Here is a 17561-nt window from a genome sequence, read left to right on the forward strand (position 1 = left end):
ACATTTCCTCAAGATCTTAAAAATAAAAGCGTACCAAGTTGTCAAGAAGCCTCGACAAGGCTTTAGCGATATTTAATAATGTCCCTCAAAAATATATACGGAAATATTTCTTTATTCCGTAATAGATTGTACCTTTGCCATCGTTAAAAAACATAGCGTATTATTAAGTAATAACATACTAAAACTTATTTATTATGTCAAAAGTAACAGTTGTTGGTGCCGGAAATGTAGGCGCTACTTGCGCAAATGTTCTTGCCTTCAATGAAGTGGCAGACGAAGTTGTAATGCTAGACGTAAAGGAAGGCGTATCCGAAGGTAAAGCGATGGATATGATGCAGACCGCTCAATTGCTAGGTTTCGATACTAAGGTTGTAGGTTGCACAAACGATTATGAGAAGACAGCTAACTCTGACGTTGTAGTTATCACTTCTGGTATTCCTCGTAAACCGGGTATGACTCGCGAAGAACTGATCGGTGTTAACGCTGGTATCGTTAAGAGCGTAGCTCAAAACATCTTGAAATACTCTCCGAACGCAATCTTGGTAGTTATCTCTAACCCGATGGATACAATGACTTATTTGTCATTGAAGTCTTTAGGCTTGCCGAAGAACCGTATCATCGGTATGGGTGGTGCTTTGGATAGCTCTCGTTTCAAATATTTCTTATCTCAGGCTCTAGGCTGTAACGCTAACGAGGTTGAGGGTATGGTAATCGGTGGTCACGGTGACACTACAATGATTCCGTTGGCTCGCTTGGCTACTTACAAAGGTATCCCTGTTAGCAAATTGTTAAGCGCAGAGAAATTGCAAGAGGTTGTTGCTTCCACAATGGTTGGTGGCGCTACATTAACTAAATTGTTAGGTACTTCTGCTTGGTATGCACCGGGTGCTGCTGGAGCATTTGTTGTTGAGTCTATCATTCACAACCAAGGTAAGATGGTTCCTTGCTCTGTTTACTTGGAAGGTGAGTACGGTGAATCTGATCTTTGCATCGGTGTTCCTGTTATCCTTGGCAAGAACGGTATCGAGAAGATCGTTGAGTTGGAATTGACAGCTGAGGAGAAAGAGTTGTTCGCTAAGAGCGCTGCCGCTGTTCATAAGACTAACGAGGCTTTGAAAGAAGTGGGTGCACTTTAATTTGAATTTCTATTAAAGCGATAAAAGAGGCTGGTCCTTCGGGGTTGGCCTCTTTCTTTTTATGTGGATACGGACAGTTACGACGGAACGAAGATAATATTCGTGTTTTTCAATCTCTGAAGATACATACGTATCTCCATTGATTTATTTCAAAAGATCACGGTAAAACATTTATGACAAAAGTACAGTTTTTGTTTGAATATGAAAAGCCTTCACTAGTTCAATACGAGCTTCACTAAGTTTATTCGTTTCATCCCAAACCGGTAATTACTACTTCAACTTTCCAGCCTCATTCAATACTTTCAGGAAGTTGCTCCAAGCTTTCTCTATCTTTTGCATGTTTTCGTCCCTTTCCTCTTGGTTACTTACCTCATTTTGTAGAACATCTACAACAGGATATCCATCATATAAATAATATCTCTGATAATCCCCTAATAAGACTGGGGCATTATAGATAACGGAACTTATCGAAGAGATACTGCCTACCGTGAAGTGACCGTTTCCAGCTATCCGGAATTCAACCTTCTCATTGCCTAGCACGTCTTGCTTGATAGAAATATTCTTCTCGAAAACGATTTCTTTTGTAACTGAATTAAAAGATTTGATATCATCCGGGACTTTGATCACTTGTCCGGTAGTAGCCGTATCAAAATTTTCCTCATCATTATCGCAAGCGCAATAACCGATGAGAAATACAGACATGATAAGATATAATAAAAATGACTTTTTCATATTAAACCTCCTTTATTGGATTTCATTGCGTGTTGTCTTATTAGTAAGACACTTAAAAAGAGACAAATGCTGCACGTTTACCATTATTTAACAAACATTATTAACCAAACCGTCCTTCCATTATATAAAAAAAGCCGGAGGAAATAATTTCCTTCGGCTTTTACCTATCGTTTGTTATTGGTATTTATTTGACAATACCTAATTTAGACTCACCAACGAAATCTATAATATGTTGGATCTCCTTACTCATCGGAACCTGATCCTTTATCATTAACAAGGCATCCGTAAGGCTGCTGTTTCCTTGGAAGATGATCCGGTACGCATGACTGATGTGCTTGATAATCTTTTCACTGAATCCCTCATGAGACATGATGAAAGAGTTCACGCCATAATACGTGGTAGGCTCTTGAGCCGCTACGATAAAAGGAGGTATATCCTTACGGAAACGACAGCCGGTTTGAATCATCGCCCAAGCCCCAACCCGGGATCCTTGGCTCATCAATACATTGCCTCCGAAGATCACATAATCTTCCAAGATACAATTTCCGGAAATCTTACTACCATAGCCGAATACACTACGGTTTCCGATCCGTGTATCATGAGAAACATGTACCCCCTCATGCAAGAAATTACCATTACCGATACTAGTACGTCCTTCCGCTGTCGAGGAACGGTTAATCACCACATTCTCACGAATCACGTTGTCATCTCCGATTACGGCGATCGTATCACCTCCCTTATAAAAGAAATCCTGAGGCTCAGCAGCGATAACAGCTCCGTTAAATACACGGTTGCGATTTCCCATGCGTGTACCGCTCATCAAGCTGGCATGAGGCATGATCTCGCAATCATCCCCGATCTCCACGTTCTTATCAATGTACGCAAAAGGATGAATCGTAACGTTCTTCCCGATCTTTGCGCTTGAATCTACATATGCTAATGGACTAATCATAACTTTACTACATTTAAAGGTTATTATTCTCTACCACCACCGATGGCACTGTATAAACTGACAACCGCTTGCATACGTTGCACATTGTCGGACACTTCCGTCAACTGAGCACTCAAGAGGCTCTGCTGGGCGGAAAGGATTTCCAAATAAGTAGATTGAGCCGACTGGAACAAGGCACTGGTATAAGCCACCGCTTTCTCTAGCTGCTCGATCTGCGCTCTATCTTGGACAAGCTTCTTGCTCGTGGCATCATACTGATGTAAAGCATCACTCACCTCCTTACCTGCTTCCAGAATTGTCTGCTGATAATTCATTTGAGCGATCTTCTCTTCTGCCTTCGATACCTTCAAGTTAGCGACCAACTTACCATTGTTGAAAATCGGTTGGGCCAACGAAGCCAAAGCTTGAAACATAAATTGGCCCGGATTGGCGACAGAGATGCCTGAACCATTCGTCCAGCCCGCTGTCGCCGTGATATTCAATCCCGGATAAAAAGCGGCACGGGCTTTGTTCGTCGTATAATAGGCACTAGCAAGTGTCATCTCCGCGATCTTCACGTCCGGACGATTCTCCAACAATTGCAAAGGTACACCCACCATGATATCCTCCGGCATTACTTGTTCCTCCAAAGTACCCCGATCAATCTGTTGAGGGGCCTTAGCCAATAACACGGACAATGAGTTTTCCACGCTACGCACCTGACTCTCCAACTCGATCAACGAGCCGGAAACCTGATGGTAAGCGGCACGCATTTGCGTCACGGCAGCCTCGGTAGCCATACCCGCTATCTTCATAGCCTCCATGACACGAACATTCTCTTTATAGATATCAACCGTCTTAGCGGTAATTTCCACCTGCCGATCAAGCATCAACAAGGTATAATAAGTATTCGCTATACCACCGATCAATTGAGAGCGCACGGCCTGTCTTGAATACTGGCTCTGTAAGTAGGAAGCTTTTTGGCCACGGCTCGCGTTCAAGAGCTTTCCGAATAGGTCAACCTCCCAGCTAGCGGCCAAAGGCGTTGAGTAAGCCTTTACGTATTCGCTATTTCCAATCGATGTAATCGTCCCTTGGGGAGCGAAATTAATAGAAGGCAAGAAAGACAGACGGGCGGAAGTCAACAATACTTTCGCTTCCTCTACCCGAAGAACGGCTGCCTGCATATCTACATTATTAGCTAATCCCTCCTCAATTAACGCCTGTAACTTCGGATCACGAAAAACTTCCTTCCAAGGAAGGTTTCCCATATTGGTCGTATCCGCGGAGGCTAATGTATCAGTCTCGGAAACCGGATCACGATAAATTCCCGTCGCATCGATGGAATCCGGACGCTCGTATGCCTTATAGATATGGCAACTGCTTAACAAAGCAGTCGCACATACCATATATATAATTTGTTTCTTCATTGTCATCTCTTATTTTATTTTAGCGTACTGTTCTATTTCCGTACTCATATCGCTGTTATCCAAATCTTCCCATTCGATCGGCTTGAATTTCTCCTGTAAGTACTGGAATACCACGAACAAAACCGGAACAATAAAGATCTGGAAGATCATACCGATGAACATACCGCCGATAGCCGCTGTACCCAATGTACGGTTACCGTGCGCTCCTACTCCGAACGCGAACATCATAGGCAACAATCCGACCACCATCGCCAATGAGGTCATCAAGATCGGACGCAAACGGGCGGCGGCTCCTAATACGGCAGCCCATGTGATACTCATACCCATACGACGACGTTCCAAAGCGAACTCTACGATCAAGATAGCGTTCTTCGCCAACAAACCTACCAACATGATCAAGGCGATCTGCATATAGATATTGTTAGACATGGTTCCTACGATCATCTTCAACGCCGGGATATTTCCCAAAGCGGCCCAACCTTGGACGAACAAGAAGCTACCCATCAAACCGAACGGCACGGAGAGCAATACGGACAAAGGAAGGATGTAACTCTCATACTGCGCACTCAACAGCAAGTAAACGAATACGAAACACAGCAAGAAGATCAAAGCCGTCGTACTGCCACTCGTACTTGCCTCCTCACGTGCCATACCACCTAACTCATAGTCGAAACCTGCCGGAAGCGTTGTCTTAGCCACCTCGTCAATCGCTTTCAACGCCTGACCACTGGTATAACCATCCGCCGGGGCAACCATGACCTTGATGGCGGTATACATATTGAAACGACTGATGATATCCGGGCCATATACCTTCTTCATCGTAATAAACTGGGAAATCGGAGCCATTTCGTTTCCACTCTTCACCTTGATGTTCTTCATGGACTCCATATTCTTACGCAAATCAGGATCCGCTTGCACCATTACACGGTACATCTTACCGAAACGGTTGAAGTTAGAGGCATATAAACCACCATAATATCCCTGCAAGGTAGACAGGATATCCTTCGGACTGATACCGGCCTTCTTACATGCGGCGGCATCGATATCGATCTCGTATTGCGGGAAGTTCGGGTTAAACGTAGTTTGAGCGGACTTGATCTCCGGACGTGCCGTCAAAGCAGCCATATATTCCTTGGAGATATCAAAGAAACGATCCAAATTACCTCCGGTCTTATCCTGCATATTCAACTCAATATCACTGGACGCTGAGTAACCGGGGATCATAGGAGGCGTAAAGAACAATACTTGAGCGTCCTTTACGATCTTTTGGGCACGCATGAACAAGCTACCATATACGATATCGGAATTTTGCATCATAGAACGCTCCTCCCAATCTTTCAGCTTGATGATGAATGAACCGTAAGAAGGTCCCTGACCACCGATGAAGCTAAAACCGACAACCGCCGTACGCGACTCTACCGCCGGATCCGCAGCGATCAAACTATCGACCTTATTCATCACCTCATAGGTACGCTCCTGGGAAGTTCCCGGTGGTAACGTAACGGCACCCATGATCGTACCCGTATCCTCGTTCGGCACCATACCGGTAGGCGTAACCTGCATCAAGAATACCAATACGGCGATACAACCGGCGACAATACCGAATGAAAGCCATTTCTTCTGGATAAAGAACACGACCTGCTTCTTATACTTAGCTAGCAAAGAATCGTAAGCCGCATTGAATGAGGTATGGAAACGGGAAATAAATGTCGTTTTCTTTTCTTTATGCTCCTCATCATGCGGTTTCAGGAATATCGCACACAAGGCGGGACTCAATGTCAAGGCGTTCAAAGCGGACAAACCGATAGCGATCGCCATCGTCAGACCGAACTGGCGATAGAACGTACCGGCCGTACCTCCCATGAAACTTACGGGAATAAACACGGACATCATGACCAACGTAATGGAGACGATAGCGCCACCCAACTCACTCATGGCATCGATAGAAGCGAGTTTCGCCGACTTGTACCCTTGGTCCAACTTGGCATGGACACCCTCGACGACGACGATCGCATCATCGACCACAATAGCGATGGCAAGCACCATAGCACAAAGAGTCAACAAGTTGATACTAAATCCGATCAAGGATAACATAAAGAAGGTACCGATCAAGGCAACCGGGATAGCGATAGCCGGAATCAACGTAGAACGCAAATCCTGCAAGAACACATATACCACGATAAACACCAATACGAACGCCTCCAACAAAGTCTTGATTACCTCATGGATAGAAGCGAACAAGAAGTCATTGGCATTCATGGAAATATTCACCTTCATTCCGGGAGGCATTGTCAACTGAGTTTCCTCCAGCAAGGTTTCAATGTTACTAATTGTTTCCGTAGCGTTGGTTCCCGGCATCTGGTAAACGATACAGGTAACGGCGTCGTGACCATTTACACGGTTGATAAAGTTGTAAGTCAAACGCCCCAACTCGATATCGGCGATATCTTTCAAACGCAAGACCTCACCATCCGGCAAAGCCTTTACAACAATCTGCTCAAACTCATTAGCCTCTTGCAAACGTCCTTTATAGCGGATCGTATATTGGAAAGACTGATTTCCTTGTTCGCCGAACGAACCCGGAGCGGCCTCTACGTTCTGTTCAGACAAGGCAACGGTTACGTCGCTCGGACTTAATTTATATTGGGCCATCACATCCGGCTTCAACCAAATACGCATGGAGTAGTCCGTACCCAACACGTTGGCATCACCGACACCCGGCACACGCTGGACTTCCGGGATCAAGTTAATCTTCGCGTAATTCTCAAGAAACTCTGAGTCATAACGATCATCTTCCGCATATACGGAGAAAACCAACAACATTGAGTTCTGACGTTTCTGGGTCGTCACACCAATCTGCGTTACCTCGGCAGGCAACAAACCTTGTGCCATAGATACACGGTTCTGCACATTGACAGCCGCCATATCCGGATCCGTTCCTTGCTTAAAATAAATGGAGATATCCGCAGAACCATTATTAGAGGCATTGGAACTCATATACATCATGTTCTCAACACCATTGATCTGGTCTTCCAAAGGCGCGATCACACTATTCAATACCGTTTGCGCATTGGCACCCGTATAAGTTGCCCTTACCGAAACGGTTGGAGGGGCGATATCCGGATATTGGGTAACCGGCAAGGAAATCAAGCCTAGGAAACCCAAGATGACAATCAAGATGGAAATCACCGTGGAGAGCACCGGGCGGTTTATAAATCTATCTAATTTCATATCTTTCGTTTTTACTCGACAAAAGCGAATATTTGTCTTATTCTATATACCTATTAATTAAAAGCAGTCTGCAAATTACCGTCATGCTGGTCTTTCAAGGCCTGATCGTACTTTGCCTTTTGTTGCTCACGAGTAATCGGCTGGATTTCCTGGCCGTCTTTCAAGATCTGTACGCCTTCCACGACAATCTTATCACCGGACTTCAAACCTCCCGTCACTAAATAATTTTTGCCATCATTCAAATTGGAAACCTTGATCTCGGTATTCTTCACGGTATTATCAGGCTGCAATACAAATACGAACTTCTTATCCTGGATCTCCACGGTAGCCGATTGAGGGATCGTAATGATATCGTTCATCGTATACGGGAAGATAATATTACCAGTACCACCGCTTCGTAAGACATTTCCCTCGTTAGAGAAAATAGCACGCATGCTTACAGAACCGGTAGATTGATCGATAACACCGCTCACGGCATCAATCTTACCCTCATGATGGTACGTAGAGCCATCCGCCAATTGCAGTCTTACGGCCGGCATCTTCTCTAATTGCTCTTTCAAGGTACCACCGGCTTTCGTCAATGCCAATAACTCCTTTTCCGTCATAGAGAAATACACATACATATCACCGATCTCAGATACGGTAGTCAGCGGTTGAGCGATCGAAGCGCTTACCAAGCTACCTACACGATACGGGAATGTACCGACAACACCGTTCGAGGGACTTGTAACCGTACAGAAAGATAAGTTCTGGTTAGCGCTCACCAATTGAGCCTCTGCCTGCGCCAAGCTCGCTTTTGCCGACATCAGCTGGTTCACGGCTGTTTGATACTCGAAATCACTGATGATTTTCTGATCAAACAAAGTCTTCTTATTCCTCTCGGTCAATGTTAAAGTGCTTACGTTTGCCTTCGCCATCTCGACCGCGGCCTTAGCCTGACCTACCGCAGCAGCGTACTGCGTAGGATCAATTTGGAACAACGCCTGTCCTTTACGAACCGTAGCTCCCTCATCCACACATAATTTCACGATAAATCCAGAAACTTGAGGACGGACTTCGATATCCTGCGTACCTTTGATGGTAGCCGGATAGGATGTTGTTTGGTCGCTAGTCGTTGAATTGACCGCCATCACAGCGAACTCAGCATCCCCTAATTTCATACCACTCTGACTGTTTCCACAGGCAGTTAATAAAGACATACCAACCGCAAACAATGCGATCTGCCTTAACTGAGTAATCGTAATTTTCAGCATTCGTTTATCCATATTTGTATATAATTATATATTCAAGGCTGTTTTTCAGTTACCTTCTCTTTCTAACCCAAGTGGAGATCTTTCACATCTATTCACACAATAGGGTCTTTACTCGTCGTTTCATCCTACAAATGTAGAAACTTTTTACACGATTTCTGTTTCCTACTTATCTTTTTCACCTAAATTAATAGCACTTAAAAGGAAGCGCCTGTTGAAATACATCTCTTTTGGTTTCAAACGAAAATAAAATTGTTTTTTTCAACAATATATTTTACATTTGTGTCCACACACAATAAACAAATATTATATATTATGGAGCCTAAATTTATAATATCAGAAGTATTCAGTACCGCATGGAAGGGAACGAAGTCGCAGCTATGGATATTAGCCGGATTATTAATCGGATATTGTATCTTGTCTTTCACGCTGACAGCGTTCGCTATGCCCATGCAAAGTTCTATTATCGGTAAAATCATCGTAAACGTGATCAGTGCGTTATTCTCCATTATTTTCTCCTTAGGATATATGAAAAATATATTTCAGGCGTTGGATGGGGAAGAACCTCAGTTTTCCGCATATGGACAACAGACAAAGAATATCATCACCTACTTTCTAGCGAGTCTTATCACGGGATTTGTCGTATTGGCGGGTTTCTTATTTTTTATCATCCCCGGTATTTATCTGGCATTGCGCCTTCAGTTCTTCCAAGCCTTTATTATCGAGGAAAACGCCGGGATTATCGAGTCTTTGCATAAAAGCTGGGAGATAACGAAAGGACAAGTATTGCCTCTGTTCATTCTGGCGTTGGTTATGATCGGTATCATGATATTAGGATGTATTTTATTCGGTATCGGAATTTTCGTCGCCGTTCCTCTTATCTATATGATGTATGGCTACGTTTTCCGTAAATTGAACACTCCTCTTCAAATACTCGAATAAGCAGAGAGGACGAATACACACTACAATCTATACCATGAATAAAAATTACAGGATAAAAGATATCGCCGAATTATCCGGCGTATCAACCGGTACGGTAGACCGCATTTTACATGAGCGGGGAAAGGTATCGGAGGATGCACGGAAAAAGGTGGAGAAAGTCTTAAAAGAAATTGACTATCAACCAAATCTGATAGCCCGTTCTTTAGCGTTGAAGAAAAAATATCATTTCATCGCTTTGATCCCTTCTTTCCATGAAGGGGAATACTGGGCGAAACTAAGCCAAGGGATCGAGAAAGCGGAACGGGAATTGTTTAGCTATAATATAGATGTCGAGCAAATCTATTTTGACCAATACGATAGTAACAGTTTCGACGAATTAATCCCGAAGATTGAGACCGCGGATTGCCAAGGGGTTATCATCGCTACATTATTCAAGCAAAGTGTCTTGACCTTGACCCAGCGGCTAGACCAGAAAGGTATTCCTTATATATTAATCGATTCTTTTATCGACCACACGAATTGTATCTCTTACTACGGAACGCATTCATATGATTCGGGGTATATAGCGGGACGCCTTTTATTCGAGCAAATCCGTGAAGAGGACGATCTAGTGATTTTCCGTTTCACCCGTAAGGGGGATTCATGTTCTACGCAAGTGCAGAAGCGAGAGGAAGGATTCCGAGATTATCTCGCCAATACCTCATTCAAGGGAAAGATTCATTTGCTGCATGTGCACGCAGATGACCGAGAAGAGAATACGAGACTACTGAATACTTTCTTCGACAAATATCCTCAAGTAAGAATCGGTATCATCTTTAATTCGAGGGCCCATTTCCTTGGAGATTATCTAAGTAGCGAACGGCCGGACTATCCTTTCAAACTTCTTGGCTACGATGTGATAGAACCGAATGTCCGTTATCTGGAAAACGGCTTGATCACGCATTTGATCGCCCAGCGACCCGAGGTACAAGGATATCATTGTATCAAGGCACTTTTCAGGCATCTGATCCTTAAGGAGAAAATAGAGCCTGTCAATTATATGCCGATTGATATCTTGGTAAAGGAAAATATACAATACTACAATAATTATATCTGATGAACTCCTTATTTAGCGTAAAAGAGAAAGTGATTTTGTTGACCGGAGGCTATGGTATATTAGGAGCCTGCATGGCCAAGCACTTGGCGAGAGAAGGCGCGTATGTCGTAATCCTCGGACGAAACGAGCAAAAAGGATCTGCCTTGGTCAATGAGATTAAAGCGGAAGGGGGCGAGGCCTTATTCTTGGTTTCAAACGTACTGGATAAAGCCTTGCTGGAGCAAAACAAGCAAGAGATATTGAAAGCATATGGGAAGATTGATGTTTTAGTCAATTTGGCGGGTGGTAACCAAGCCGGAGCGACGATTCCTCCCGACAAGACGATCTTTGATCTGGATATCGATGCTTTCCGGACGGTCGTGGACCTGAACTTATTCGGGACCGTACTGCCGACAATGGTCTTCGCCGAGGTCATGGTGGGACAAGGGAAAGGAAGCATTATTAACATCTCGTCCGAATCGTCCCTACGCCCATTGACTCGTGTGGTTGGCTATGGATGTGCGAAAGCCGCTATCAACAATTTCACGCAATACATGGCCGGGGAGCTAGCGATTAAATTCGGAGAGGGCCTGCGAGTAAACGCCATGGCACCGGGATTCTTCCTTACCGAGCAGAACCGGGCATTGATGAGCAATCCGGATGGATCACCTAGTGATCGTTGCAACACGATCGTCGCGCACACGCCGTTCCGCCGCTTAGGAAAACCGGAGGAGTTACTCGGTACTTTACAATGGCTGGCGAGCGACGCCTCCGCATTCGTAACCGGTACCGTGATCCCCATAGACGGAGGTTTCGACGCTTTCTCCATCTAAATAATGTGCCAATGTGCCAACCAGCCATGCATCAAACCGCATTGGCATATTGGCACATTGATAAATTTAAAAATTATTCATTATGTATCTATGTGAGCAAACTTGGCGTTGGTACGGACCGAATGATCCTGTCAGCCTTTGGGACATCCGTCAGGCGGGTGCCACCGGTATCGTAAATGCGTTGCACCATATCCCGAACGGGGAAGTTTGGACTACGGAAGAGATTCAAAAGCGGAAAGCCTTGATCGAATCCGCCGGATTACGGTGGAGTGTGGTTGAGAGTGTGCCCGTACACGAGCATATCAAGACGCAAACCGGGGATTTTCAAACCTATATAGAAAACTACAAACAAAGCATCCGTAATCTGGGAGCTTGCGATATCCGGGTAGTTACTTACAACTTCATGCCGGTATTGGACTGGACTCGTACCGATTTGGCTTATACGATGCCGGATGGTTCCAAAGCCTTGCGCTTTGAACGCGCGGCTTTTATGGCGTTCGACTTATTTATATTGAAACGACCGGCGGCGGAAGCCGAATATACGGAGGCGGACAAGGCGAAAGCCAAGGCACGCTATGACGCTATGAGCGAGGAAGACCGCCAGCTGTTGGTTCGCAATATGATCGCCGGACTACCCGGCTCGGAAGAGACTTTTACGATCGAGCAGTTTAGGGAAGCGTTAGACCGTTATAAAGATATCGACGCGGAGAGACTTCGCTCGAACCTGATCTATTTCTTACGGGAAATAGTTCCCGTGGCGGACGAGGCCGGTGTCAAGCTCGTTATCCATCCGGATGATCCCCCCTATTCCATTCTCGGGCTTCCCCGTATCTTGAGCACGGAAGATGATTTCCGGAAGTTAATAGAGGCCGTGCCGAATCCTAGCAACGGGCTTTGCCTATGCACAGGTTCTTTCGGTGTCAGAAGTGATAACGACTTGGCCGGGATCATGGAACGTTACGGGGATCGGATCGATTTCGTTCATTTCCGCAGCACGCAACGAGACTCGGAGGGTAATTTCTTCGAGGCGAACCATCTGGAAGGCGATGTGGATATGTACGGTGTCATGAAAGCCTTACTGGAATTGCAACAACGCCGCCAATGCTCCATCGCCATGCGACCGGATCATGGACATCAAATGATAGACGACCTAAAGAAGAAAACCAACCCGGGCTACTCCTGCATCGGACGTTTACGGGGTCTGGCCGAGCTACGGGGATTGGAGATGGGTATCGCCTTATCCCTGTTCAAAGGACATTAAAAAGACAGCGTCTTACAGTTAGCACAGTACTGTGTACGAAGTACCGCAGTACTGTGGCTAAAGTACTACAGTACTCTGTACGAAGTATTGCGGTACTCAGCACGTAAGTACTGGAATACTTCGTACAGAGTACTGCCCTATTTATAGCACAAGGCTACCTCGCCCCTATGGGGGAACATCACAAACCGAACAACCGGGGAATCAATAAACTTAAATCCGGCAAGAAGGCCACCAAGAACAAGACGATAACCATCGCCGCGAACATCGGCAGCAACGGACGGATCACCTGATCGATCTTTGTCCCCGCTACGCTACATCCGATAAACAATACCGAACCCACCGGTGGCGTACACAATCCCACACAAAGGTTCAATACCATCATGATCCCGAAATGTACCGGGTCCATCCCCAATTGCCCCGTCGCTATCGGCAGGAAGATCGGGGTAAAGATCAAGACAGCGGGCGTCATGTCCATAAAGATCCCGACAATCAATAGGATCACGTTGATAAGTATCAAGATGACCACCGGATTGTCGCTTATACTTAGCAAAGCGGCACTTACCGTCTGAGGAATATTCTCATAACTCATGATCCAAGATAAACCCGTACAGGTCGCCACCAAAAGAAGGACGATAGCCGTAGTCTTGGCCGATCGCAATAACACTTGCGGCAATTTAGCCCAAGTAAGTTCTTTATAGATAAAAGAGAGGATTAACGCATACAGTACAGCGATCGCCGAAGCCTCGGTAGCCGTAAACAATCCCGCCAAGATTCCTCCGATCACGATCACCAATAGCATCAAACTAGGGATCGCCCTGAAAAATACCCTTGTCGCCTCCGAGAACGGAACACGTACGCCAACCGGATACCCCTTTCGTGCGGCAAACATAGCGGCTACGATCATGATCGCCACTCCCGTAAGAATTCCCGGTAGATAACCAGCCATAAACAAGGCGGATACAGAGACTCCACCACTCGCCAAGGAGTAAACGATCAAGACATTACTCGGAGGTATCGTCATGCCGGTAGTGGCGGAAGAGATATTTACGGCGGCACTGAAATTCGGATCGTAACCGGCCTTTTTCATCTCCGGTGTCATAATACTCCCGATAGCAGAGGCAGCGGCGGCGGCAGAGCCACTGATCGCCCCGAATAACATATTCGCCACGACATTGACCACCGCCAGTCCTCCGGGTAACCGTCCGACCAGCACTTTAGCGAAATCGATCAAGCGCAAGGCGATACCTCCGCTATTCATGATATTCCCCGCCAATATAAAAAACGGGATCGCCAACAGAGCGAAACTGTCCAGACCCGAAGCCATACGCATCGCATAAGTCGTAAGGGCGGGAAGCGAGTCTATATTCACGAGCATCGTCAATATACCCGCCACGCCGATGCTATACGCTACCGGAACCCCGACCACCAGCAGGAAAAAGAAACTTATCACTAATACGAGTATACCTATAATATCCATATCATCAGTCTTTTAAGAATTAGAGGAACGAAATAAGGTGATTGCGTTATCTATCGCATAATAAGCGGTAAGCAATCCCCCTAGCGGCAATGCCAAATACACATATCCTAAATTAATCTCTAAGGAAGCCGAAGTAACTCCCAAATGAAAACGAGTGTATACCAGCCAAGCCCCTCCTACGATCAATACAAATACAGCGAATAAAAATACGATCAAGAAGATAAACAATCGCAAGAGCTTTCTGCGGGAAGGACGCATATGTTGAAGCAATAAATCGATCGCTAGATGCTCATTTTTACCGGATACATAAGCGGCCCCCAACAATCCCACCCAGATCAATAAATATCCGGCCAATTCATCCGTCACGGAACTCGGGGAAACCAGAATATACCGGCTTAATACCTGCCATAGCACATCCACGACCAAGAAAGCCATCAAGAAAATCAACGATAGCTCCAATCCTTTATCAATTATCTTTCTCATGGGTATTCTGCATTTGATCTATTAAATCATGAAAAACCGGATCATTCTTAAACCGCTCGATCATCGGGGCGGCGGCATCCATAAACGGCTGCTTATCCGGGTAAATAATCTCTACGCCATGCGCTTCCATCTCCTCTAGCGATTGCTTCTCTTGCTCCGCCCAAAGTTTCCGTTGATAAATAGCGGCGGCGTCAGCGGCCTGTCGCAGCCAATTACGTTCTTGTTCCGTCAGCTTCTGCCAAGTAGCCAAGCTAATGATGATCACGTCCGGACACATCGTGTGCTCATTGACTGAATAGTATTTTACCACCTCATGATGGAACGCTGTTGTCACGGAAGGCGTATTATTCTCGGCTCCATCCACGACATTACTTTGTAAGGCCGTATACAATTCACCCCAATCCACGGGAGTAGCCGAACCACCGAATGTCTTCATCATCTCCACGGCTATCGGGCTCTTTTGCACACGGATCTTCAGTCCTTTCAGATCCTCGGGAGTACGAATCCGCTTGTTTACCGTATAAAAGCTACGGGCCCCCGAGTCAAAATAAGCGAGTCCCCTAAACCAATAAGGTTCCGTTGATCCCAATATCTGTTTACCTACCGAACCATCCAACACCTCGAAAAACTGCTCACGGGAACGGAATAGATAAGGTATGCCAAATACCTTAAACGGATCGGCAAATCCTTCCAACGCGGCGGAGGAAACTTTCGTGATATCGAGACTTCCTATTTGAAGCAACTCTATACATTGATTTTCGGACCCCAATTGAGCGGAAGAATAAATATCCATGCTCATCTTTCCTCCGGACAACTCTTTCAGACGCTCGTTCATATAGAGCAATCCTAAATGGACGGAATGGCTGGGGGGCAATCCGTGTGCCAGTTTCAGCACCCTTACTTCCTTTACCCCTTCCTTACAGGAGAAGGAGAAAGATACGCACATCAGGAATAGCAGGGCGGTCTTTAGAACTTTCATATTAGAAATGTTAACAATTCGTTGTTTATCGACAAATATAAAGGAAATAATCGAATTGTGCACGTACACAGAAGAAAAAAGTGGCCGCTTTCTTCCTGCCTATATTCACATACGGAACAAGAAGAGCACGGCCTTGATTTAACCTATTTCTCTAATGTTATGATGAAACATCGAGACGGTCAAATGTAGAAACAATCAAAGTGACCGGTCTTATATCGACCGTGATCTTATTTCACGAAAGCGTGAAACTTATTCACGCCTTTTCTCTAACAGCCATTTACGGATCTCCTCTATATCTTCCTTGTCCGCTTCTATAGTGATTGAATATCGCCGGGGTTCGTCTGCTAAATACACCTCCCGCAAGAAATCATAGGCTAAGACTTCCGATATACGCAGTAACAAATCAACATCAATACTGCTTCGCTTAAATATCTTATAAATATTGGTACGTTCATAATGCAACGCATGGGCAAAATCGGAAACCGAAAGTCCCCGCTCTTCCATTTTCTCTTTTATTAACGAACCGATATGTATCTCCTTTTGTTCTTTCATATACAAAAGCCGTTTTTAAGGTAATCTTATCTCATAAATAAACCCACATCTGAGAAAAGGTGTGTTACACTTTACCTTAAACCCGTCAAACTGCGGCACGACCAAATGCCTTGTACACAACAGAAATAAGGCAAAGGAACACACCAAATACAGGTGTATTCGCATTGTCTATTTCTCTGTGTACTTTAAATTGGTCGTTTTCAGTTTAGAGAAATACCAGCAAATACAATATCGTCATCCTCTCTGACCAAAGAGACAAACTAGTCCCCTCAATCATCGTATAATATCTCCATTTTACCTTTACAAAGGTAGGCAAATTCAACTATCAGAAAAAACACAAAGAATAAAAAGAAGTATAAACATATCGGAAATATAGGCCATTGAAAGAGGCTTTTTTATACTTTTGTGGTAAAACAATATCTAATGGCATCTAAAATACACAATGGAATACTCATTCTTACGCTAATTTTATTTGCGTCTTGCCGTACGCAAAAGCCTGCTCCACGCCCGGCCCCTCCCGAGACTGTGGATTTCCCTACGGCAAATATTCCTCTTCCCGTCGTGGATTTCAATTTCATGTTGCCGGAAGCTCCGGAGCTAGCGGTTTGTCATTCTCCTAGAAAAGATATCACGGAAGCCTTTACGCCCCGTGATAAAAGCCAGATAGCGATCAAGGACCCCAAGCTATTCGATGAGAATAATACGGAAATTATTGATTTATCCTTAATCCCCGCCGGGGAATACGCATTTCCCCTTCCTAATGGAAACGTGATCTCTCCTTACGGGAGAAGAAGAAGACATCATTCCGGAGTAGATATCAAGACTTGTGCCAACGATACGATCGTGTCTGCTTTCGATGGTATTGTCAGGATGGCGAAACCATTCGCCGCCTATGGCAACGTTATCGTTGTTCGCCATTATAATGGACTGGAAACGATCTATAGCCACAACTCCAAGAACTTGGTTAAACCCGGAGATCGTGTTCTCGCCGGACAACCGATCGCCTTAACCGGACGTACCGGCAGGGCTACTACCGAGCATTTACATTTTGAGACTCGTATAAACGGAGTTCATTTCAATCCGAATATCGTCTTCAACATGGCTAAAAGGAAATTACGTTCAAAATGTCTGGTTTGTACCCAGAAAGGTAATAACGTAATCGTCAAATCGGTTGATATATTACCCCATCAAAAGGCTGGTCCATACGTACCGCCACCTCCTTATAATGGGTTTACAATGAATGAAAAAG

At 45.0% G+C, this 17561-nt stretch carries 14 protein-coding genes and 1 pseudogene; 6 read left to right on the forward strand and 9 right to left on the reverse strand.

Translation table 11 applies throughout. The annotated features are described in order from the left end of the window. Positions 1-194 precede the first annotated feature (194 nt). Positions 195-1136, forward strand: coding sequence for a malate dehydrogenase (gene mdh, locus ACYIA1_RS08835; protein ID WP_005855409.1), 942 nt, complete (start codon positions 195-197; stop codon positions 1134-1136). Between the two features lie 270 nt (positions 1137-1406). Here the strand turns inward: mdh and ACYIA1_RS08840 are convergent, their stop codons facing one another. The 5 genes from ACYIA1_RS08840 to ACYIA1_RS08860 form a co-directional block, all read right to left on the reverse strand. Continuing rightward, complete coding sequence (locus ACYIA1_RS08840; RefSeq protein WP_022193087.1) at positions 1407-1868, reverse strand: hypothetical protein; 462 nt, start codon at positions 1866-1868, stop codon at positions 1407-1409. Positions 1869-2052: 184 nt separating this feature from the next. After that, a complete protein-coding gene (gene lpxA, locus ACYIA1_RS08845; RefSeq protein WP_480335056.1) occupies positions 2053-2820 on the reverse strand; it encodes an acyl-ACP--UDP-N-acetylglucosamine O-acyltransferase in 768 nt (255 codons plus the stop codon). A gap of 23 nt (positions 2821-2843) precedes the next feature. Continuing rightward, entirely contained in the window at positions 2844-4235 is a 1392-nt protein-coding gene (locus ACYIA1_RS08850) for a TolC family protein (RefSeq protein WP_005865140.1), read from the reverse strand. Positions 4236-4238: 3 nt separating this feature from the next. Then, positions 4239-7460, reverse strand: coding sequence for an efflux RND transporter permease subunit (locus tag ACYIA1_RS08855; protein ID WP_146375555.1), 3222 nt, complete (start codon positions 7458-7460; stop codon positions 4239-4241). A gap of 53 nt (positions 7461-7513) precedes the next feature. Then, complete coding sequence (locus ACYIA1_RS08860) at positions 7514-8725, reverse strand: efflux RND transporter periplasmic adaptor subunit (RefSeq protein ID WP_005865137.1); 1212 nt, start codon at positions 8723-8725, stop codon at positions 7514-7516. Positions 8726-9025: 300 nt separating this feature from the next. On the opposite strand from ACYIA1_RS08860, the gene ACYIA1_RS08865 reads away from it, so the two are divergent. From ACYIA1_RS08865 to uxuA, 4 genes are all read left to right on the forward strand, one after another. Further along, positions 9026-9652: a DUF7847 domain-containing protein gene (locus ACYIA1_RS08865; RefSeq protein WP_008771621.1), complete on the forward strand. Its 627-nt coding sequence runs from the start codon at positions 9026-9028 to the stop codon at positions 9650-9652. 34 nt (positions 9653-9686) lie between these two features. Next, positions 9687-10748 (forward strand): LacI family DNA-binding transcriptional regulator, encoded by a 1062-nt coding sequence (locus ACYIA1_RS08870; protein ID WP_008771620.1) that lies wholly within the window; start codon positions 9687-9689, stop codon positions 10746-10748. Beyond that, entirely contained in the window at positions 10748-11560 is an 813-nt protein-coding gene (locus ACYIA1_RS08875; RefSeq protein ID WP_005855387.1) for an SDR family oxidoreductase, read from the forward strand. Before ACYIA1_RS08870 ends, ACYIA1_RS08875 begins: the two co-directional genes overlap by 1 nt. Positions 11561-11642: 82 nt before the next feature. Further along, positions 11643-12821 (forward strand): mannonate dehydratase, encoded by a 1179-nt coding sequence (gene uxuA / locus ACYIA1_RS08880; protein ID WP_413640047.1) that lies wholly within the window; start codon positions 11643-11645, stop codon positions 12819-12821. 178 nt (positions 12822-12999) lie between these two features. On the opposite strand, the gene ACYIA1_RS08885 is transcribed toward uxuA, so the two are convergent. The 4 genes from ACYIA1_RS08885 to ACYIA1_RS08900 form a co-directional block, all read right to left on the reverse strand. Next, entirely contained in the window at positions 13000-14298 is a 1299-nt protein-coding gene (locus ACYIA1_RS08885) for a TRAP transporter large permease (RefSeq protein WP_008780864.1), read from the reverse strand. A 12-nt stretch (positions 14299-14310) separates the two neighbouring features. Then, positions 14311-14781, reverse strand: a complete 471-nt coding sequence (locus ACYIA1_RS08890; RefSeq protein ID WP_048927709.1) for a TRAP transporter small permease — start codon at positions 14779-14781, stop codon at positions 14311-14313. Further along, positions 14765-15760: a TRAP transporter substrate-binding protein gene (locus tag ACYIA1_RS08895; RefSeq protein ID WP_480335061.1), complete on the reverse strand. Its 996-nt coding sequence runs from the start codon at positions 15758-15760 to the stop codon at positions 14765-14767. The genes ACYIA1_RS08890 and ACYIA1_RS08895 overlap by 17 nt, the downstream gene beginning before the upstream one ends. Before the next feature lie 249 nt (positions 15761-16009). Then, the gene (locus ACYIA1_RS08900; RefSeq protein WP_005865121.1) at positions 16010-16312 is read right to left on the reverse strand and encodes a helix-turn-helix transcriptional regulator; all 303 of its coding nucleotides are present in this window, start codon (positions 16310-16312) and stop codon (positions 16010-16012) included. Between the two features lie 423 nt (positions 16313-16735). Between ACYIA1_RS08900 and ACYIA1_RS08905 the strand changes: the two are divergent. After that, positions 16736-17556 (forward strand): annotated as a pseudogene (locus ACYIA1_RS08905) (M23 family metallopeptidase). Positions 17557-17561 lie beyond the last annotated feature (5 nt).

The sequence above is a fragment of the Parabacteroides sp. KHUB-02 genome (assembly GCF_056640955.1).